At 62.7% G+C, this 20391-nt stretch carries 11 protein-coding genes; 2 read left to right on the top strand and 9 right to left on the bottom strand.

Going from position 1 to position 20391, the window contains the following annotated elements:
- Positions 1–99: 99 nt before the first annotated feature.
- Positions 100–12585, top strand: coding sequence for a filamentous haemagglutinin family protein (locus tag ACZ0AZ_RS23945; RefSeq protein ID WP_463538309.1), 12486 nt, complete (start codon positions 100–102; stop codon positions 12583–12585).
- 46 nt (positions 12586–12631) lie between these two features.
- Here ACZ0AZ_RS23945 and ACZ0AZ_RS23940 read toward each other — a convergent pair whose 3' ends face one another.
- From ACZ0AZ_RS23940 to ACZ0AZ_RS23900, 9 genes are all read right to left on the bottom strand, one after another.
- Positions 12632–12859, bottom strand: a complete 228-nt coding sequence (locus ACZ0AZ_RS23940) for a type II toxin-antitoxin system RelE/ParE family toxin (protein WP_240997437.1) — start codon at positions 12857–12859, stop codon at positions 12632–12634.
- Positions 12860–12905: 46 nt separating this feature from the next.
- Positions 12906–13100, bottom strand: a complete 195-nt coding sequence (gene relB / locus ACZ0AZ_RS23935) for a type II toxin-antitoxin system RelB family antitoxin (RefSeq protein ID WP_039763548.1) — start codon at positions 13098–13100, stop codon at positions 12906–12908.
- A gap of 231 nt (positions 13101–13331) precedes the next feature.
- Complete coding sequence (locus tag ACZ0AZ_RS23930) at positions 13332–13550, bottom strand: hypothetical protein (RefSeq protein WP_129999464.1); 219 nt, start codon at positions 13548–13550, stop codon at positions 13332–13334.
- Positions 13551–13657: 107 nt separating this feature from the next.
- Positions 13658–15337 carry an MFS transporter gene (locus tag ACZ0AZ_RS23925; RefSeq protein WP_039763542.1) on the bottom strand — a complete coding sequence of 560 codons (1680 nt, stop codon included), beginning with the start codon at positions 15335–15337 and terminating at the stop codon, positions 13658–13660.
- 178 nt (positions 15338–15515) lie between these two features.
- Entirely contained in the window at positions 15516–16283 is a 768-nt protein-coding gene (phnE, locus tag ACZ0AZ_RS23920) for a phosphonate ABC transporter, permease protein PhnE (RefSeq protein ID WP_463538308.1), read from the bottom strand.
- On the bottom strand, positions 16280–17107 hold the full coding sequence (locus ACZ0AZ_RS23915) for a PhnE/PtxC family ABC transporter permease (RefSeq protein ID WP_463538307.1): 828 nt from the start codon (positions 17105–17107) through the stop codon (positions 16280–16282). The genes phnE and ACZ0AZ_RS23915 overlap by 4 nt, the downstream gene beginning before the upstream one ends.
- A complete protein-coding gene (locus ACZ0AZ_RS23910) occupies positions 17101–17898 on the bottom strand; it encodes a phosphonate ABC transporter ATP-binding protein (protein WP_133336349.1) in 798 nt (265 codons plus the stop codon). The genes ACZ0AZ_RS23915 and ACZ0AZ_RS23910 overlap by 7 nt, the downstream gene beginning before the upstream one ends.
- The gene (locus ACZ0AZ_RS23905) at positions 17895–18758 is read right to left on the bottom strand and encodes a putative selenate ABC transporter substrate-binding protein (protein WP_463538306.1); all 864 of its coding nucleotides are present in this window, start codon (positions 18756–18758) and stop codon (positions 17895–17897) included. The genes ACZ0AZ_RS23910 and ACZ0AZ_RS23905 overlap by 4 nt, the downstream gene beginning before the upstream one ends.
- Positions 18759–18915: 157 nt before the next feature.
- Positions 18916–19314 (bottom strand): RidA family protein, encoded by a 399-nt coding sequence (locus tag ACZ0AZ_RS23900; protein ID WP_110645435.1) that lies wholly within the window; start codon positions 19312–19314, stop codon positions 18916–18918.
- A 113-nt stretch (positions 19315–19427) separates the two neighbouring features.
- Here ACZ0AZ_RS23900 and ACZ0AZ_RS23895 point away from each other — a divergent pair, with 113 nt between their 5' ends.
- The gene (locus ACZ0AZ_RS23895; RefSeq protein ID WP_463538305.1) at positions 19428–20357 is read left to right on the top strand and encodes a LysR family transcriptional regulator; all 930 of its coding nucleotides are present in this window, start codon (positions 19428–19430) and stop codon (positions 20355–20357) included.
- The last annotated feature ends 34 nt before the right edge of the window (positions 20358–20391 follow it).

Below are 20391 nucleotides of genomic sequence, written 5' to 3'. Positions count from 1 at the left end.
TGAAGTTTGTGTGACATCCGTTCGGTCGTGAGGCTCGCCAACTGCCTATGTCGTAACAGCAGGGCTGATCCGACCTGCCACCCAAAAGGACCTGTAGTGATGCTTGCTCGCACCTCCCGTCACAGTAACCGTATCCGGCCGATCAAACGTGGCGCGGGCGATCCCGCACAGTGGCTGCTCAAGCCATTGGCGCAAGCCGTCGCCTTGTGTCTGGTGGCGGGCAGTGCCGAGGCGGCGACAGCGTTCAGTTCCACCTGGTTTGCCGCGAAGGGCGCAGCGCAGCAGGCGTCGGCGTCGCGTCCGGGTGGGGGCGGTCTGCCGGGGATGACCCCACCGCTGGCACAGCAGCAACGGGCCAGCCAGCAGTTGCAGCGCTCGTTGCAGACACTCAATAACACCGTGGCAGCGATTGCCGCTCAGCAGGCCGCACAAGCCGCTGGACGTGCCGCCGCATTGGGCAGTGTGCAAGTGGTTCCGGACGGATTGGGCGAGGGCGGCCTGAAGATCGATAACAGCCTGAGCCAGGGCTGGATGAACGCCAAAGGCCCGCAACAGACCCAGGCCGACGGCAAGACCACGGTGAAGATCGAGCAGACCGCCGACAAGGCGATTCTCAATTGGGAAACGTTCAACGTCGGCCGCAATACCACAGTGGAATTTGCCCAGCAGGCCAACTGGGCGGTGCTCAATCGCGTCAACGATCCGAGCGCACGGGCCAGCCAGATTCAGGGGCAGATCAAAGCGGACGGCACGGTGATGCTGATCAACCGCAACGGCATCGTCTTCAGCGGTGGCAGCCAGGTCAATGTGCGAAATCTGGTAGCGGCAGCCGCGAACATGACCGATGCACAATTTCGCGATCGGGGTCTGTATTTCGACAGCACCGGCAGTCAGCCAACCTTTACCGACGCTGCTGGCAAAGTCCTGGTGGAGCGTGGCGCAGCCATACAAACGCATCAACCTGCGCTCTCCACCGACGCCGGCGGCTATACCTTGCTGCTTGGCCAGGACGTGCAGAACGATGGCTCGATCAGTACGGCCAAAGGTCAGACGGTGCTGGGGGCCGGGGATAGCTTCTATATCCGCAAGGGCTCGGGCACCGACGGCAATGGTTATTCAACCACTTTCGGCAGTGAGGTCATTCCCGGTTTCAAGGCTGACAGCTCGGGCAAGGTCAGCAACACCGGCCTGATCCAGGCATCCACCGGCGACATCACCCTGACCGGCCGCGACGTTATGCAAAACGGTGTGCTGCTGGCGAGCACTTCGGTGGCGACGCGCGGCACCGTGCATTTGCTCAATCCGGCCAGCGATGCCCAAGGCCGTGTGACCCTGGGCGAAAATGGCGTCAGTGCGATTGTGCTCGACAGCAGTGATCTCACGGCCCTGGACAGCCAGCGCGAGGCCGCGCTGACCGGCGTCAATGCCAACAACCGGATCCGCAGCGATCAGTCACGCATCGACATCGGCAGCGGCGGCACCGTCGAATTCAAAAGCGGCTCGATCACCCTTGCCACCGGTGGGCAGGTGGCAGTTGCCGCCGGACAGCGCAGTCTATTGCGCGAGGGGGCGGTGATCGACGTGTCCGGCGCCCTCGGTGTCAAAGTGGCGATGGCAAACAACAACATCAAGATCAACGTTCAGGGCAACGAGCAGCGTGATGCGCCGGTCAATCGCGAGAGCGGCGCGCTCAACAGTAACGACCTCTGGGTCGATGTCCGTGAGCTGGTATTCGTGCCGGCAGGCACCAACGGTTACGCCACCGACCGCTGGTACACCGCCGGTGGGTTGTTGGAGGTCGGCGGATACCTCGGCACTCAGGGCCATGGCGTTGGTGAATGGATGGCGCAGGGCGGTGAGGTGCGGTTTTCCGGAAAGGACGTGATCAGCGAAAAAGGTTCGCTGATCAATGTGTCCGGCGGCACGCTTGATGTGCAGGGCGGCGAGATTCGCCAGAGCTGGCTGCGCGGTGCGGACGGGCGGTTATACGAAGTGTCGCGTGCGCCGGGCGATATTCTCTACAACGGTCTTTACAACGGTTACGAAAGTCACAGCGAGCGCTGGGGCCAGACGGATTATTTCTATAGCCCGCTGATAGCGCCGACGCGTCGTCAGGAAGCGGGTTACACCGTTGGCCGGGATGCCGGCCAGTTGGTGGTCGCCACGGGCAACGCCGTGCTGGAAGGCCAGCTGTTGGGCGAGGTGTTTCAAGGCGAACGGCAAATCCAGGCACCGCGGGCAGGTCTGGACGGCTATGCCCAGACCCAGACCGCCCGGGCGCGGCGAGGGCAGTTGGTGGTTGGCAGTTACGATGCTGCTTATGTCGCTGCCAGTGCCGGCCTGCTCTATCAACTCGACCCGTTGCTCGATCAGGTGCAAGTGGGGGGCGCGCATGCCAGCGTAGCGAACGCAGGGCTGACCGACGCGGTCGCGGCAGAACGCGCAGGCAAACTGTTCCTCGATGCCGGGCTGCTCAATGGTTTCGCGCTGGGCGCGCTGAAGATCTCGGCGAAAAACACGATTGAAGTCAATGAAGGCGTGACGGTGGATCACGGTGGCAACATCACCCTGTTCAGCCCTGACGTGCAGGTCAATGCCGATCTGATTGCGCAAGGCGGCAGCCTGCAATTGGGCAACGTTTTGAACCAGCTCGCCACCGATCGGCGTGATGACACCAGTCTGCAGGTTTCAGCAGGCAAGCAAGCGCGAGTGACGGTTGCGCAGGGTGTGCAATTGCAGACACGCGGTCTGTGGAGCAACCTGTCGAGTAACCCGGACGACGCGGGCGGCCTGGCGTACCTCAATGGCGGGACGGTGTCGATCCGCAGTACCGGCGACATTCTGCTGGCCAGTGGCAGCCTGGTCGATGTTTCGTCGGGCGGTGCGGTATTGGCCAACGGCAAGACGCGTGGCGGCAAGGGTGGCGACGTGACGCTTGAATCCAGCGCCAACAGTGCGCCAGGCCTGTCGCGCATGGTGCTCGATGGCGAGGTGCAGGGCTATGGCGTGAACGGCGGCGGCACCTTGAGCGTGCAGGCCAGCAAGGTGCGGATCGGCGCTGCCGGCGAAGTGTCCGAAGAACAGACCTTGCGCCTGACGCCGGAGCTGTTCAGCACAGGGTTCAGCGCTTACAAAATCATCGGTCTGAAGGGGCTGGAGGTCGCCGCGCAAAGCGCGATCGATGTGCAGATGCCGGTCTATCGATTTGGCGAATCCGCCTCGACCATTGTGTCCGGTATGTCGCCGCGCGCTGCGCTGGAGCTATGGACGCCCGCGCTATTCCAGGAAGACCCGCTCAAGGGCGTCTTGACGCAAAGAGCCGGCGCTTCTGTCGCATTGCAGGCCGGCGCGACGCTTGCTGGCTTGATTGATCCCGCCAGCAGTCCGTTGTCGATTGGCGAAGGCTCACGGATCAGTGTCGATCCCGGCCAGCGCATCGGTTTGCGCGGGGCAGGCCAGATCACGCTTGAGGGTGAACTCAACGCCTGGGGCGGTACTGTCGATATCCGTCAACAGCAGTTCGGCGCGATTGATGTGGCGACGTCCTTGCAAGAGGCCGATCCGACCCCGCACAACCGTTCGATCTGGATCGGTGAACATGCCTTGATCGATGTCGCCGGTCGGGCAGCGACCGCTGTCGATGCGCTGGGCCGCGTCTACGGCCAGGTTGGCAAGGGTGGCTCGATCATTGTCGGTGGCGAGATTGATGTGAAGAAAATCACGGCGACCGCTGCTGATGCTTTCGTCATCATCCGCCACGGTGCGCGACTGGAAGCGTCCGGTGCGCAAGCCGTGCTCGATAGCGGTGGGCAAGGCCCCGCTCGTGTGGCCACCGATGGCGGACGGATCACCCTGAGTTCCTACAATGGTCTGTTCATCGAGGGCAGTCTGCAGGCCAATGCTGGCGGTGCAGGTGCGGCGGGCGGGCGTCTGGAGATCGCTCTGGATACACCGGCGTACGGTCCCGCGAACTTGAGCAATGCGGTGCGCGTGCCACGTGAAATGATCATTGCCCAAGGGCCCGCGCCGGCACTGCCGCAGCCGCTGCGAGCGGGTGAGGCTTCGCCACTTTTACGCTACGGGCGTACACGCGTGAGTGCCGATCAGCTGATGAGCGGTGGCTTCGACAGCGTGAGTCTGCTGAGCAACGGTCTGATGACGTTCGACGGCGATGTCGACCTGCACATGGGACAGGGCCTGAGCCTGTTCGCCGGTTCTCTTTCATTGGCCGAGTCGGCGAGTGACAGCGCCCGGGTCAACCTCAGCGCACCTTACCTGCGCCTGTCAGGGCTGGGCACCTATTTGAGCTCGGAAGTCAAAGTGCGTCCGCGGGTGATGAGCAATCCGACAGCGCAGTTGTCCGGCGCGCAATTCACCGCCAGCGCGAACCTGCTGGACCTGGGCAACTCGCTTTCATTCGGCACCGAAGGGACTCTCGTGCAATCGGCCGCACCGGCGCTGGCGGTCAGCCGCCGTGGCTTTGGTCTGGTCACGCTCGACAGCCAGGGCGACCTGCGCTTTCTCGCGCCAACCGATGAACAGCAGCGCAGCCGTCTGTGGACTGCGGGTGACATGCACATGCGGGCTGCGCAGATCTACCCGGCCAGTGGCGTCTCGGCTGAGGTGCGAGTGGGCTATCAAAGTATGGCCGGATCGGTGCCGGAGCATACGTTGCGTATCGGCAATCACGGGGCGGCGCCGACCGCTTTGCCTTACTCCGTGTTCGGCAGCCTGACACTCAGTGCGGGACAGATCGAGCAGGGCGGCGTCATTCGTGCGCCTTTGGGGCTGATATCCCTGGGTGATGACATCATCGTCAAAACCCGTGAACTTCACCTTCTGCCGGGCAGCGTGACTTCAGTCAGCGCCGCCGGACTGGTCATGCCCTATGGAGGAACCACCGACGGTATCGACTATCGGTACAACGGCAAGTCGGTAGTGTTGAATGGCATTGCCGGAGCGACCTCCGGGGTCATCCTTGATGCGCAGTACACCAATGTGCAGACCGGGGCGGTGATCGACCTTTCGGGCGGCGGCGATTTGCGCGGTGCCGGTTTTGTCTCCGGACGAGGTGGCTCCACCGATGCGCGTTTCAATCCGCTGGTACGCAATGCCACCGATGGCACCTTCAGTTTGCCGGGGCTGGCCAGCAACCCCGTGTATGCAATCGTGGCCGGTGACCAGAGCAGCTATGCGCCGATGCTGGCCGAGGCCGGCGCGGTCGACCCGCGTATCGGCCAGCAGATCACCCTCGGGACCGGCGTTGCCGGACTGGCACCCGGCACCTACACCTTGTTGCCATCGACCTTTGCCTTGTTACCGGGCGCCTTCCGGGTCGAAATCAATGGTCAAGCGATTGCGGGGCCGATGGACAGTGCGTTGAAGTTGCGCAATGGCTCGTGGACCACGGCCGGACAGCTGTCGATTGCCAACACCGGTATTCGCGACAGTTTGCCCAGCCAGGTCATCGTGACGTCTGCCGATGTGCTGCGGCGCTATTCACAGTACAACGAAACCGGGTTCAGCCAATTTGTGCTCAACGATGCTGCCCGCCGCGGTCTGCCGCGCGCCCGCACACCGCTGGACGGCAACACGCTGCACCTGCGCATGGTCAGTGGCGGCGAGCACGACTCAGCTCTGGATTTCAACGGGCAGGTGCTGTTCAAACCTGCCAGCGGCGGGGCCATTGGTACGGCGGTCGTGCAGGGCGGTTATACCGGCGCAGAGTTTGAAATTCTCGGTGCCGGGCATACGCGAACGCCAGGGTTCGACGGTGTATCGCTGTACGCCGACACCCTCAACCGCTTGAATGCCGGACGTTTGACCATCGGTGGCACCCCAACCGTGTATTACGGTTCGGAGGGCGGCTCGATCAAGGTGATCGGCAATACCTCGGCGATTCGTCTGCGCGAGGGCGCGATCCTCTCGGCGCCAGAGGTTGTGCTGAGCAGTAACAGCGCCAATGGCGGCATCACCATCGATGCGGGAGCGGGCGTCAATACCTTGGGGCGAGGTAACGTTCCGTATGATGCCGCAGCCGGTTTCGTCTACGAACCGGGGCGCTCCAGCCTGCTGGTGGTGTCCAACAGCTGGACGCCGGTGCTTGCGCCCACCGATGGCGGGGGCGGGAGCATTCGTATCGGCAACTGTCCGACGGCCGATTGCACCGCTGCGGCGTTGCTGTACTCCAACGGCAGCATCATCGCCGCGACTGACAAAGACTTCAAACTGGGCGAAAGCGTGCGCTTTGGCACTCGCCAACTCGGGCTTTCGGTCGGTGTGGTCAATGCCGGCAGTGCGCAAGCACTGGCCGCAGCCAGCTCCCGCACACCCGCGGGCCTGACGCTTAACCAGAACGTGCTGGATCGCCTGTTGCAGGGCGACACGCAATCTGGCGCCCCCGCCCTGGAAACCCTGAGTCTGGTGGCCCGCGATGCGTTCAACTTTTTCGGCAGCGTGACCCTCGACACCATTGATCCGCAGACCGGCCAGAGCCGTTTGCAGAATCTGGTGTTGGGTAGCCCGGCCATCTACGGCTCGGGCGCTGCCACCGATGTCGCGACGATCCGCACCCGCAATCTGATCTGGAACGGGGCGACTCAGGCCCCGGGTACGGTGGTCAAGGACGGCGCCGGCAACGGGCACGGTACGCTGGATATTCAGGCGCAGCGGATCGAATTGGGTTATGGCCCGAACCCGCAGCCCAATGGCCTGGATCGCAATAACCGACTGGCCCTGGGGTTTGCCAACGTCAACCTCAACGCCAGCGAGCGCATCACCGCCAACCACAAGGGCAGTCTGGCGGTGTACGAATCCCAAGGGGCTTATGACGCGGTCAAGGGGTTCAGCTACAGCGGCGGCAATCTCAATCTGCGCACGCCATTGCTGACCGGCGAGGCCGCCTCGGTCAGTGAACTCAAGGCGGGCAACAACCTGAATCTGAGTGGTAGCGCCACAACGGCTGCCGCGGATGCCCTCGGTGCGCAACTGAGCCTGACGGCACGCAGTGTCGTGCTCGACAGTCGCATCGTCCTCGCCAGCGGCAAGCTGCTGGTCAATGCCGAGGATGATCTGCTGCTTGGCAGCGGCGCGCAGGTGGACATGGCGGGCCGGGTTCTGCCGTTCAATGATGTGCAGAAATACAGCTGGGGCGGGGACGTGTCGTTGCAGAGCAACAACGGCAATATTCGGCAGTCGGCGGGCTCGCGAATCGATCTGTCCGCCGTCAACAATCAGGCCGGCCAATTGAGCGTTGTGGCGCTGGCCACTGACGCTGGACAGGTTGATCTGCAAGGGCAGATTGTCGGCAGCAGCAGTGGCTATTACGACGCGGGCGGTACGTGGGTGCCGTACAAGGCCGGTGGCGTGGACATTCGCGCCCAGCGCCTGGCGGGTGATTTGAGCGAGGCCTTTGCCAGCCTTAACCTGCGCTTGAATGCCGGCGGGGTAGTGGGCAGTCGAAGCTTCCAGTTCAAGCAGGGCGATCTGCGTATCGGTAACGAACTCAAAGCGGGCGAAGTCAATGTCTCGGTGGACAACGGCAACCTGACCGTGGACGGGGTGATCGATGCCAGTGGTGAACGGGTCGGCAGCATTCGCCTTGCCGGCAAAAACGGTTTGAGCCTGACGGGCAACGCGCTGCTCGATGCCCATGGCCGCGTACTGCGCGTCGACAGCTACGGCAAAATCATCGACGCACCGAACCGCGCCATGGTTGAACTCAATTCAGGTGACGGCGTGCTGACGCTGGCCGCTGGTGCACGGATTGATCTGCGTCACGGCACCGATGCAGTGCCTGGAAACCAGGCGGGACAACGCGATGACGTGTTGCGTGGGACGCTGGAGCTGAATGCACCGCGCCTGGGCAGCGGTGACATCGCGGTGGATGCCAGCGGTACGTTGAATATTCAAGGTGCCCGCTCCATCGGGCTGAATGCCGTGCGAAGTTACAGTGATGCTGCCGATGGCACCGATCCGGCGGCCAGCGGTCGCCCGTATCAAGTGATCGATCAAGCCTACCTGGACCGCATTCACTCAGACAGCAGCGGCTTTATCGATGCGGCGCTGGGTAACAGTGATCTGCTACAACGCAAACTGGCCGGCCTCAACAATGCGACCTATGCCGATGCGTTTCATCTGCGCCCGGGGGTGGAAATCGTCAGCAAAACCGCCGACGGCGATCTGGTGGTGCAGGGCGATCTCGACTTGTCCGGCTACCGTTACGCCAGCCTCAACCCGCACACTCGCCGGACCTCGGTGTATGGCACCGGGGAAGCGGGCAGCCTGTTGATCCGTGCCGGTGGCAACCTCGATATCTACGGCAGCATCAACGACGGTTTCGCACCGCCGCCGGAAACCGTGGACGACGCTGGCTGGAAACTGTTGCCGGGGATACAGCCTTTCGGCGGTGACCTGATCGTACCGGGCAGTGGTGTCAGCCTTGCCGAAGGGACGCTCTTTCCGGTTGGCGCCACCTTGAATTACGACCTGCCGATTCAAGCCGCCACACTGGCTGCGGGCACGGTGTTGCCGGTTCAGAGCACTTTGGCCGCACCTTACGTGTTACAGGGTGGAACGGTGCTGGCCGGCGATGTGCATGACGCGGCGGGTAACCTGATGTATGCCGCCGGTACGTTGCTCGACAACGCTGTGACCCTGCCGGCCGGCAGTCGTTTGGGTGCAGGTATCCGCTTGAACAACGCCACCGCACTGCAGGCCCTGCTCTGGCCCAAAGGCGTGCCGCTACCGGGTGCGGTTGATGCCGACAATAAAAAGGTGGGTGTTGTGTTGAACGGAACGTTGGCGCTGTTGCGGGGTTCGCTGATCCCCTCCATGACTAACGTGAAGCTCGCCGATGGCACGCTATTCCTCGACCTGCGTCCTGCCAATGGCAACCAGCAAGGTCGTAACTGGGCGATCGCCAGCATGCTGCCGGCGGGCAGTGCGTCGTGGTCGATGCGCATGGTGGCAGGGGCCGATCTGACCGCGGCCGACAGCCGTAGCGTGAAACCTCAGGCCAGCGTCGGCAACTTGCAGATGGCCGACACTCACTATGGTGTGAGCATGATCGAGGTGGCCGGCAAACTGGTCTGGGCGGTGGATAACGAGTATGGCTTTACACCGTACGAACCGGTTCCCGAGGAATACCTTGTGCTCTGTGATATCGCTCCCGGTTCTTGCGCGCCCATGGCGCGCAGTGTGTGGGCGCCTGGCAACTGGATGGGCATGCCGGATTACACACCGATGAACGATGACGAATTGTTCTGGTGCTCCATCGACCCGGCACTGTGCATTGAAAACAATCCGAGCAAGAGCGCCCAGGCCCACACGCAGATGTTCAGCGTTTTGCGTACTGGCACCGGCGACCTGGATTTGATGGCGGCCGGTAACCTGAGCATGGCTTCACCTTTCGGCGTCTACACCGCCGGCACCCAATCGGCAGACGTCGATGCGCGTTATAACCAGCCCCGCGGAAGGCTGTCGGCTGATGGCTCGGTATTGGGCAGCGCTGGCAGCGATAACGAAAAATGGGTCGATGGCGGCAGTGCCAGCCTCTATCAGGCCTGGTATCCGCAGATGGGCGGTAACCTGACGATCAATGCCGGCGGGTCTGTGTCCGGTGACGTGCTTGGCCGTCGCTCGGTCGCCACGGGCGACGGTACGCGGGAGCAGGTGCCGAGTGTGGCGGTGGGCAATTGGCTCTGGCGCCAGGGCACCGGCAACAACGATGTACCGACTGCCTGGTGGATCAATTTCGGCAGCTACGCTGCGCAGCCATTGCCAGCGCTGGGCGAGGAAACCAGACCTTATCTGGTGGGCTTTACCGGGTTCGGTACGCTGGGCGGCGGCAACATCAGTCTGAGCGCCGGCGGGGATGCTGGCATGCTCAAGGCCATGGGCGACGACAGGTATGCGTCGTACCCTCGCAGTCAGGGGTTGATCGTGGCTGTCGGCAGTACGGGCCGCGTGGACAGTGACGGGAACGTGCAACTGACCGGTGGCGGAGACCTGGATATTCGTCTGGGCGGTGTCCTTAATCCGTCTCTGCAGGCACGTGCCGGCCTGGCGGGTACCGGCACGCCGACGCACGACTTGCAGGGCGCGCTCATCAACCTGCGCGGTGCGGCGAAACTGACGGGCGCCGCGTTGGGCGGTATCAATCTGCAGTACGGCGCCTCGGCGCTGTTTCATGACCCACGGGAAACGCGCGCCTTCGATCCGTTCAACTCGACGGCCAGTAATGCCAGTGGTGGGCTGGTGCTGATTCCCGGTGACTCCGGCATGCGCCTCAACACCCGCGGCGATCTGGTGTTGGGCGCCGCCGCCGATCCGGGCCGCGTGCGGTTGCAGAACTCCACACCGTTTACCACGGCGGATGGCGTTTACCATGCCGGTGGCGGTTTGAGTGGTTTCTCGCTGTGGACCGATCACACGTCCATCGATTTGTTCTCGGCCGGCGGCAACCTGGCGCCCAGCACCCAGTTGATGGAAACCACCGGGCAGGACCCCGTCGCCGGGCTTAACGGGTCACCGACCGATGACCGCTTCGTCTTTCCTTCGATATTGCGTGCCGTGGCCGGCCTGGGCTCGATTTATGCGGGACCATCAGCGGCCTACGGCATAGGCAACCCGGCGCCGGCTCTGGCCTGGTCATTGCTGTTGGCACCTTCCAGCGCGGGGCAGCTTGAACTGATCGCTGGAGATTCGATCTATGCCGGCGGCTACGCCATCAACCAGTCAGGGGCCAGCCCGGCGGCGCTCGCCACACCGTTTGCACCCGCGTTCAATGGCTACGGCAACAACCAGTCCGCACGGCCGATCATGACCAATGCCGGCAGTGATGGTGTGCTGGCGCAAACCAATTCGCGCTATCCACTGTTTGCCTTTGGTCCCGATAGCTACTCGGGGTTGAGCAGTGTTCAGGGGCCGGCGCGCTTCTATGCACTGACCGGTGACCTGGTAGGAATTCGCACGGGCGAAACGCTGGCGTTCGCGACCACGAAGCGCACCTGGTATGAATCGGCAGGCCCGGTGTGGATGGTGGCGGGGCGTGACATCGTGGCGTCCGGTACCCATTTGGGGCAACCCACGTTTGCGCCCGTTGGGGGCATGAGTCGCAATAACGAACAGATCGCGTCTACCGGCAATCTGTTCGTGCACAACGATGCGCGCGACATTTCGCGGGTTTCGGCCGGGCGAGACATTCTCTACAGCAGCTTCGACATTGCCGGCCCGGGTGTTCTGGACGTCAATGCCGGGCGCAATATCCTGATGGAAGATCGCGCCAGCATCACCAGCCTCGGCCCTGTCGTGGCTGGTGATCAGCGCCCCGGTGCGAGCATCGTGATGCAAGCGGGCGCGGGCGCGCAGGGGCCGGATTACTTACGGTTTATTGCGCGTTATCTGAACCCGCAAAACGTCGCGGATTTGGCTGTGGCCCTTAGCGCGCAACCGGGCAAAGTGGTCAAGACCTACGTCGAAGAACTGCAGAGCTGGCTGAGCCTGGGTTATGGCTTCAAGGGTAGCGACGAACAGGCGCAAGCGTTCTTCGCCGCACTGCCGAGTACCGAGCAGGCGATCTTCGCCCGCCAGGTGTACTTCGCCGAATTGCGAGCCGGTGGCCTGGAATACACCGATGCCGACGGCCCGCGCACCGGCAGTTACCTGCGCGGTCGCAACGCCATTGCGGCGCTGTTCCCGACCGCCGACGTGGCCGGCAATTCGATTCGCTATGACGGCGATATCACGATGTACGGCGGAGCAGGGGTCAAGACGCTGTTTGGCGGAGACATCCAGATGCTTACGCCAGGTGGTGGTCAAGTGTTCGGCATCGAAGGCGCGGCGCCGCCGTCGACGGCGGGGATCATCACTCAGGGTTCGGGCGACATTCAGCTGTACTCGCAAGGCAGCATTCTGCTCGGCCAGAGCCGGATCATGACCACGTTCGGCGGCTCGATTCTCGGCTGGTCCGCCGAGGGCGACATCAACGCCGGTCGCGGCTCGAAAACCACCGTGGTCTACACGCCGCCAAAACGTGTGTACGACAGCTGGGGCAACGTCACGCTGTCGCCATCGGTGCCGAGCACCGGCGCCGGTATCGCCACGCTCAACCCGATCGCCGAAGTGGCGCCAGGCAACATCGACCTGATCGCGCCACTGGGCACCATCGACGCCGGCGAAGCGGGGATTCGCGTGTCTGGCAACGTCAACATCGCCGCGCTGACGGTGGTCAATGCCGCGAACATTTCGGTACAGGGCAAGGCAACCGGCGTGCCGGTGGTGTCGGCGGTGAATACCGGCGCAATCACCTCGGCCAGTTCGGCGGCATCCTCCGCTACGCAAGCGGCGGAAGACGTCGCCCGGCAGCAACAGGCAGCGGCGCGGCAGAACCAGGCCTCGGTGTTCACTGTGCAGGTGCTCAGCTTCGGCAACGAGCAACTGGCGCCGTCGCGTGATGGTGCCAGTCGCGCGCCGGCGACCGGTTACAACCCGGACAGCCCGGTGCAGGTGCTAGGCGCCGGGGCATTGGATGAACAGGCGAAGCAGCAGCTGACCGAGGAGGAGCGAGGGCAGCTGACGTTGTAAAAGACTCTCGTGCAGTACGTTTGGGCGGCCGGTTGGCCGCCTTTTTTTAGTGTGGAGGGGATCGCGGATATTTTTGTCGAGCGTGAAGTACCGTCAGTATTTTGATGACCCCATTCACCTGATATACCAGCAGATAGTTAGGATGAATCACCATCTCACGTGTGCCTTGCACTCGACCAGATCGGAAACCATAGGGTATGGATGAAAGCTTTTCCGCCGCTGCTACAGCCTTGCGTTCCATAGAAATCGAAGCGGTGGAGTTGAATTGGTCGATGTATTCGCAGATGTCAGCCAGTTGAGCAAGAGCCTTGTTGCTCCATCTAACCAGCAGCGCGGCGGCTCCTGCGCCTCTCTTCGAGCATTTGGGCGAGCAGTATCATAGCTTCATCGTGAGGAACGCCCGGATGCGGATCATCAAGTGCTTCCTGGACCTGCGCACGAAACCAAAGGTCGTATTCCGCAGCCTCTTCTTCGGTTTCGAAGTCTGAAACGATAAGTGAAAGTTCAGCGCTCATAATGACCTCCGTGATCAATGTGAAGCAGTCTAAGGGGGATGTGGGCTCGTTGTCGTCACTGGCGGGACGAGGGAGACATCATCCCCAAACGGACGATTCAAATCTGTCAGACGCTTCGCTTGTGATGCACGTGAAGTCGATGAGGGGTGTAGTTCGATTCTGTAGGAAATCAGCTTTGGGTCATCGGGCTGACAGCCGCCGCTCAAAGCCGCAGCCACAGCCACGCCGCAGTCAGTTACCGTCCGCCACTTTGCGCTCGATCTCATCGACCTTGCGCTGCAGTTCTTCCGCTTCCTGCTCTTTGACCCGAGTGGAAGACGGCGTGATGACCTTGTCCACGCCTTCGGTTTTGTCGTCACGGTCCTGCAGATCGCGTTCGACCACGTTCACCGGTTTACCGCTGGCATCGGTGGGCGGGGCGTTGGGGGTTTTGTCGTCGTTGGGGTTCATGGCGCTGGCCTCCTGTGGGTGTACACATTGGAGACAGCGCGGCGGCAGACGTTCGAAATTTTTCAGCGGCGAGGCCCTCTCCCGCAGGAGAGGGCGCAACAGCGATTTCAGTCCTTGAGAATGTCGCGGTCCTTGGTTTCCGGCAGGAAGAAGGTGCCGAGTATCGCCGTCGCCACTGCGATGACGATCGGGTACCACAGCCCGTAGTAGATATCGCCGGTGGCGGCGACCATGGCGAAGGCCACGGTGGGCAGGAAGCCGCCGAACCAGCCGTTGCCGATGTGGTAGGGCAGCGACATCGAGGTGTAGCGGATGCGCGTCGGGAACAGCTCGACCAGCCACGCGGCGATCGGGCCATACACCATGGTCACGTAGATCACCAGCACGGTCAGCAGGAGCAGCATCATCGGATAATTGATTTTCGCCGGGTCGGCTTTTTCCGGGTAACCGGCTTCTTTCAGCGCCGCGCCGAGGTTGGCGGTGAAGGCGTCGTTGCGGGTCTTGAAGTCGGCGGCGGGGAGGGCGCTGCCTTCGAAGCTCTCGACGACGCGATCACCGATGCGCACCTGCGCCACCGTGTTCGGTTCGGCGGCGACGTTCTCGTACGGGATCGCGCGTTTCGCCAGCAGCGTCTTGGCCAGGTCGCAGGAGCTGGTGAATTTGGCCTTGCCCACCGGATCGAACTGGAACGAGCACTGCTCGGGACTGGCGATCACCTTGACCGGATTTTTTTCCTGGGCGACGAACACGTCCGGGTTGCCGTACTGGGTCAGCGCATGAAAGATCGGAAAGTACGTCAGCGCAGCCAAGATGCACCCGGCCATGATGATCGGCTTGCGCCCGATGCGATCGGACAGGCTGCCGAAAATCACGAAGAACGGCGTGCCGATCAGCAGCGAGCCGGCGATCAGCAGGTTGGCGGTCTGCGGATCGATCTTCAATGTTTGCAACAGGAAGAACAGCGCATAGAACTGCCCGGTGTACCAGACCACCGCTTGCCCGGCGGTGCCGCCGAGCAGCGACATGATCACCACTTTGAGGTTGTCCCAGCGCGCGAAGGACTCGGTCAGCGGCGCCTTCGAGGCCTTGCCTTCGTCCTTCATTTTCTGGAACACCGGCGACTCGCTCAGTTGCAGGCGGATGTACACCGACACGGCCAGCAGAATGATCGACAGCAGAAACGGAATCCGCCAGCCCCACGCCTCGAACGCTTCGGTGCCCAGCGCCGTGCGGCAGGCGAGGATCACCAGCAGCGACATGAACAGACCGAGAGTGGCGGTGGTTTGAATCCACGAGGTGAAAAAGCCACGGCGATTACGTGGCGCGTGTTCGGCCACGTAGGTCGCGGCGCCGCCGTATTCTCCGCCCAGCGCCAGACCCTGGAGCAGGCGCAGGGTAATGAGGATCACCGGGGCTGCGACGCCTATGGTTGCGTAGCCGGGCAGCAGACCGACGATTGCCGTCGACACGCCCATGATCACGATGGTGATCAGAAACGTGTGTTTGCGCCCGATCATGTCTCCCAGGCGCCCGAAGACGATGGCGCCGAACGGCCGCACGGCGAACCCGGCAGCGAAGGCCAGCAGGGCAAAGATGAACGCGGTGGTTTCGTTGACGCCGGCAAAGAAGTGCTTGGCGATGATCGCCGCCAGTGAGCCGTAGAGGTAAAAGTCGTACCACTCGAAAACCGTGCCCAGCGAGGAAGCGAAGATGACCTTGCGCTCCTCCCTGGTGATGCCGCCGCTGCGGGGCGGTGTGCCGGTGGATGCTGTGTCGATTGTGGCCATGGGTGTTCTCCGTCGTGCTTATTGTTGTAGGCCGGAGTCCCCCGTTACTGCCTGTCGCACTCTGGCCCGTTGGCATCTGCCGCCGTTGCTCTCGCGTGAAGCTTGCACAGTCTGACCGCCTCGCAGGGCTGCAAGGTTTCCTGAAGCATAATCAGCTTTTGCCAGATATCCACTCGGCCTACGCTTTGACCCAACGCTGCCGGCTCCAGGCGCTCAGCCAGTCAACCAGAAACACCAGCAACAGCATCGCCAGAATCACCGTGCTGGCCTGGGCTTCCTGGAACAGACTGAGACTGACATACAGCATCTGCCCCAGCCCGCCAGCGCCGACAAAACCCAGCACGCTGGCCATGCGGATGTTGTTTTCCCAGCGATACAGGCAGTAGGCGAGCAGTTGCGGGGCGAGGTTGGGCAGGGTGCCGTAGCAGAACGCGACGATCGGATTGCCGCCCTGCAAGCGGATCGCCTCGGCCGGTTGCGGCGGGGTGTTTTCCAGCGCTTCGGCGAACAGTCGGCCGAGTACGCCAGTGGTGTGCAGGGCGAGGGCGAGGGTGCCGGCGTTCGGGCCGAGGCCGGCGGCGAGCACCATCAGCGCCGCCCAGACCAGTTCCGGAATCGCCCGCAAGCCGTTGAGCAGCAGACGCGCCGCACTTTGCAGCGGCCAGCCGAAACGCCCGGCGGCGGGCAGCGCCAGGACGATGCCGAACAACGCCGCGAGCAGGGTGCCGAGGGCCGACATGGCCAGGGTTTCCAGCGAACCGTGGGCGATGGCTTTCAGGTAACTGGCGCTCAAGTCAGGGCTGAGAAAGCGCTGCACATAACTGCCCATCTGCTTGAGGCTGTTGGCGCTGCCCAGTTCGGCCAGATCCAGTTCCAGATAAGCGAAAGACGCGACTACCGAGAGCGCAATGGCGGCGAGCAACAGCAGATTGATCAGGCGCCTCATGTCAGCCTCCAGCGCAGCAAACGGCTGAGTTGATCGGCGCACAGCACCAGCAGCAGGAACGTCAGCAACATGCTGGCGACTTCACCGCCGGCGAACATGCGGATCGACAAGTCAATCTGTTGCCCCAGGCCACCGGCACCAACAAAGCCCATCACCACCGAGGCACGGATCGCGCACTCCCAGCGGTAGACGGTGTAGGAGAGCAATTCGGCGGCGACGTTCGGCAACGTGCCGTAAGCAAACGCCGCCAGTCGACCGCTGCCGGCCTGCAACAACGCGTGCGCCGGACGCTGGTCGGTGGATTCGAAAATTTCTGCGTAGACCTTGCCGAGCATGCCGCTGTAGGTGATAGCGATGGCTAACACACCCGCCGCCGGGCCGAGGCCGACCGCGCGGACGAACAACAGCGCCCAAACGATTTCCGGCACGCTGCGCAAAAAGATCAGCAAGCCGCGAACCGGCCAGCGCAGCAACCGCCCAAGCAGGCTCGGCACGCCGCCCCGGGACGCCGCCGAGAGCGATAGCGCGCGGCTGGCGATCAGGCTCGCCGGCACTGCCAGCAGTAGCGCCAGGGCCATGCCCGCCGTGGCAATCGCCAGGGTTTGCAGGGTGGCTTTGAGCAGCAGTTGCAGGAACCCTTGATCGTGCGCCGGCGGCCAGAATGCCGAAACGAAACGGCCCATTTCGTTCTGGCTATCGGCCTGAAACAACACGCCCAGGTCCAGCTCACTGAGCTGAATGCCCGGCCATAGCAAAGCCAGCGCCAGCAGCGTCAGCAACAGTCGCGGCCACGCCGCCGGGTCCCGTGAATCGGCCTTCAGCATCGCGGAATCTGCACAATCAAAGGCGCGGCCGCTGGTGCAGGCGATTGCAGTTGTTCATTGGCGTACAACGCATCGAGCTTGTCGCGACTGACTTCGTCAGAACGGCAGTCGAAAAGAATCTGCCCGTCGCGCAAACCGATGATCCGTGGAAAGTGTGCCAGCGCCAGATCTACCGCGTGCAGGCTCGCCACCAGCGTGACGTTGTGCTCGCGAGCATGGCGCGACAGGATCGACAATGTGTGGCCGGCGAGCACCGGGTCCATCGCTGACACCGGCTCGTCGGCGAGCAATATTTCCGGCGCCTGATACAGCACCCGCGCAATGCCGACGCGCTGCAATTGCCCGCCGGACAATTGCTGGCAATGGGCGAACAGTTTGTCGCCCAGATCCAGTCGCGCCAACGCCGCGCGAGCGCCCGCCACATCCAGTGGATGCAGCAGGTTCAGCAGACTTTTGCCCAGACTCCACTGGCCAAGCTTGCCGGCCAGCACGGCCGTAATCACCCGCTGACGCGGCGGAATCGGTGGCGCCTGATGCACCAGACCGATGCGCGCACGCAGGCGCTGCCGCTGGCGCGCCGACAGGTGCCAGGCACGTTCGCCGAGCACTTCGATCTCGCCGCTGCTGGGCTTGAGCGCGGTCGCCAGCAGATTGAGCAGGCTTGATTTGCCCGCGCCGGACGGGCCGATGATCGCGACCTGTTCGCCAGTGCCAATCTGTACGTCGATAGTGCGAAGGGCATCGACGCCATTGGCATGGCGCAGGCTGCCCTGGGTGAGGCGTAGGGTCATTTCAGCAGTTCGGCGGCGCGGGCGGCTTCCTCGATGCCCTTGTAGTTCTCGGGCTTGGTGTCGATGAAGCGACTGGCGGCCTGCAGATCGAGGATCTTCTTCTGCTCAGGGTTGGCCGGGTCGAGGTCGAGGAAAGCTTTCTTGATTTTCGCGGCCAGCTTCGGATCAAGGGTGCCGCGCACGGTCCAGTTGTAATCGAAGTAGGTCGGGGTGGTGGCGAAGACCTTGACCTTATCGGTGTCGACCTTGCCAGCGTCGACCAGTTTCTGCCAGACACTGGCGTTCAACACACCGGCATCGACCTTGCCGGCCTGCACCCAGGCAACGGTGGCGTCATGTGCGCCGGAATAGGCAACGCGGCTGAAATAGCCTTCAGGCTTGATGCCGTCGTTTTTCAGCATGAAGTAACGCGGCATCAGGCTGCCGGAGGTGGACGACACCGAACCGAAGGCGAAGGTTTTGCCCTTGAGGTCGGCGAGGCTTTTCACGTTCGGGTCGGCGGTGATGAATTTGCTGGTGAACTGCGCATCCTGCTCGCGCTGCACCAGCGGGATCACTGGCGTGGTGGCGTCGGTCTTCAAACGTGCCTGCACAAAAGTGAAACCGCCGAGCCAGGCCATATCGAGGCGATCGGTGGCCAGCGCTTCAACCACCGCCGGGTAGTCGGCGACAGGCACAAACTGCACCTTCATGCCCAACTGCTGCCCAAGATAGGCACCCAGCGGTTCGAACTTGCGCAGCAGCTCGGTCGGAGCTTCGTCGGGAATCGCGCTGACGCGCAGGACATCAGCGGCCTGCGTCATCAGGGCAGAAAAGGACAGCGCCAGACCGGCGGTGAGGGCGAGGGTACGCTTGAACATAGAATTCTCCGTTTCATAAGCGTCAACATTCGAAGGGCTGCCGCTACAGAGCGGCGCGCCACGTCAGGGTAGACGAAACGGCGAGGTTATACGCATTCGCGAGGAGATTGGCCAGCCTCCGTGCCGGCGCGTTGTGTCTGTTTGTGTGCGGCGCCGGTCAGGCCGCTTCGGGCAGTTTCGCAATCACCTTGATCTCGAAATCGAAACCCGCCAGCCAGGTCACGCCGACAGCGGTGACAGTCGGGAACGGCGCTTCGCCCCAGAACTCTGGGACCACACTCCAGATTGTTTCGAACGTCGAGTGCGGATCGACCATGAACACAGTGACATCCACCGCGTCGTCGAAGCTGCAACCGGCCGCAGCGAGGATCGCGTTGAGGTTGTTGAACGCCGTGCGCACCTGACCGGGCAAATCGGCCTCGGGTGAACCGTCCTCGCGGCTGCCGACTTGTCCGGAGACAAACAGAAAACCGTTGGAGCGAATTGCCGGCGAGTAACGGTGACGCTCGTACAGGGCATGGCGGGCAGGTGGGAAAACGACATCGCGCTTAGACATGGTGCTGACTCCATCAGTGGTTGATGGAGCGACTTTAGGTATTTGCAGCTGCCGGATAAACGCGCAAGCTTGGCGTTCACTGTTTGCAAATCCCAAACAATCGAGGGGCGCGGATGGACCGATTCGATGCGATGCAGGCCTTTGCCCGGGTGGTCGAGGCGGGCAGTTTCACCAAGGCGGCCGAAACCTTGCACATGAGCAAGACCACGGTGACGCAACTGGTGCAGCAACTGGAGGCGCGGCTGCGAGTCAAGCTGCTCAACCGCACCACGCGCAAGGTCAACGTCACCGCTGATGGCGCCGCGTATTACGAACGCGTGGTCAAGCTACTCGCCGACATGGACGACGCCGAAACCAGCCTGCCCGGCGCCGCTGCACGGCCACGCGGGCGCTTGCGCATCGACGTGCCGAGCCCGTTCGCGCGGCTGATCCTGGTGCCAGCCTTACCGGAATTTCATGCGCGCTACCCGGACATTCAGATCGACATGGGCGTGAGCGACCGCATCGTCGACATCATCGATGAGAACGTCGATTGCGTGGTGCGCGGCGGCGAGCTGCTCGATCAATCGCTGATGGCGCGCAAGCTTGCCGATCTGCCACTGGGCGTATTTGCCGCACCGGCTTATCTGGCTCGCGAAGGTACGCCCGACCATCCGCGCGAACTGGAAGACTCCCATCACCGCGTCGTCGCTTTCCTCTGGGCCCGCACCGGCAAACCAGTGCCGTACGCTTTGCACAACGGCACCGAGCAGATGCACATCAAGGGTCGGCATGCGCTCGCGGTCGACGACGGCAATGCCTATTTGGCGGCGGGGCTGGCGGGCATGGGTGTGTTGTGGCTGCCGACGTATATGTCTGATGCGCATGTGGCGCGGGGCGAACTGGTGCAATTGTTTGAAGGCTGGCAGCTTGAGTCGATGCCGCTTTATCTGGCCTATCCGCCGAACCGGCATGTCAGCCTGAAGTTGCGGGTTTTTATTGATTGGGTGGTTGGGCTGATGGCCGTACCTGCGTCCGGTGTGAAGCACCAGTCACGGCCATGATTGACTCTTGCGCAGAACCGGCCAACTATCGCCG

It is taken from the genome of Pseudomonas sp. AC239, assembly GCF_979258545.1.
This window is presented reverse-complemented; position numbering and strand designations above follow the sequence as displayed.

Excerpts from the sequence above, each read along its gene's own strand:
- ACZ0AZ_RS23945 (WP_463538309.1), top strand. The coding sequence starts at position 100 with ATGCTTGCTCGCACCTCCCGTCACAGTAACCGTATCCGGCCGATCAAA.
- relB (WP_039763548.1), bottom strand. The coding sequence starts at position 13,100 with ATGAGCGCTGAACTTTCACTTATCGTTTCAGACTTCGAAACCGAAGAA.
- ACZ0AZ_RS23930 (WP_129999464.1), bottom strand. The coding sequence starts at position 13,550 with ATGAACCCCAACGACGACAAAACCCCCAACGCCCCGCCCACCGATGCC.
- ACZ0AZ_RS23925 (WP_039763542.1), bottom strand. The coding sequence starts at position 15,337 with ATGGCCACAATCGACACAGCATCCACCGGCACACCGCCCCGCAGCGGC.
- phnE (WP_463538308.1), bottom strand. The coding sequence starts at position 16,283 with ATGAGGCGCCTGATCAATCTGCTGTTGCTCGCCGCCATTGCGCTCTCG.
- ACZ0AZ_RS23915 (WP_463538307.1), bottom strand. The coding sequence starts at position 17,107 with ATGCTGAAGGCCGATTCACGGGACCCGGCGGCGTGGCCGCGACTGTTG.
- ACZ0AZ_RS23910 (WP_133336349.1), bottom strand. The coding sequence starts at position 17,898 with ATGACCCTACGCCTCACCCAGGGCAGCCTGCGCCATGCCAATGGCGTC.
- ACZ0AZ_RS23905 (WP_463538306.1), bottom strand. The coding sequence starts at position 18,758 with ATGTTCAAGCGTACCCTCGCCCTCACCGCCGGTCTGGCGCTGTCCTTT.
- ACZ0AZ_RS23900 (WP_110645435.1), bottom strand. The coding sequence starts at position 19,314 with ATGTCTAAGCGCGATGTCGTTTTCCCACCTGCCCGCCATGCCCTGTAC.
- ACZ0AZ_RS23895 (WP_463538305.1), top strand. The coding sequence starts at position 19,428 with ATGGACCGATTCGATGCGATGCAGGCCTTTGCCCGGGTGGTCGAGGCG.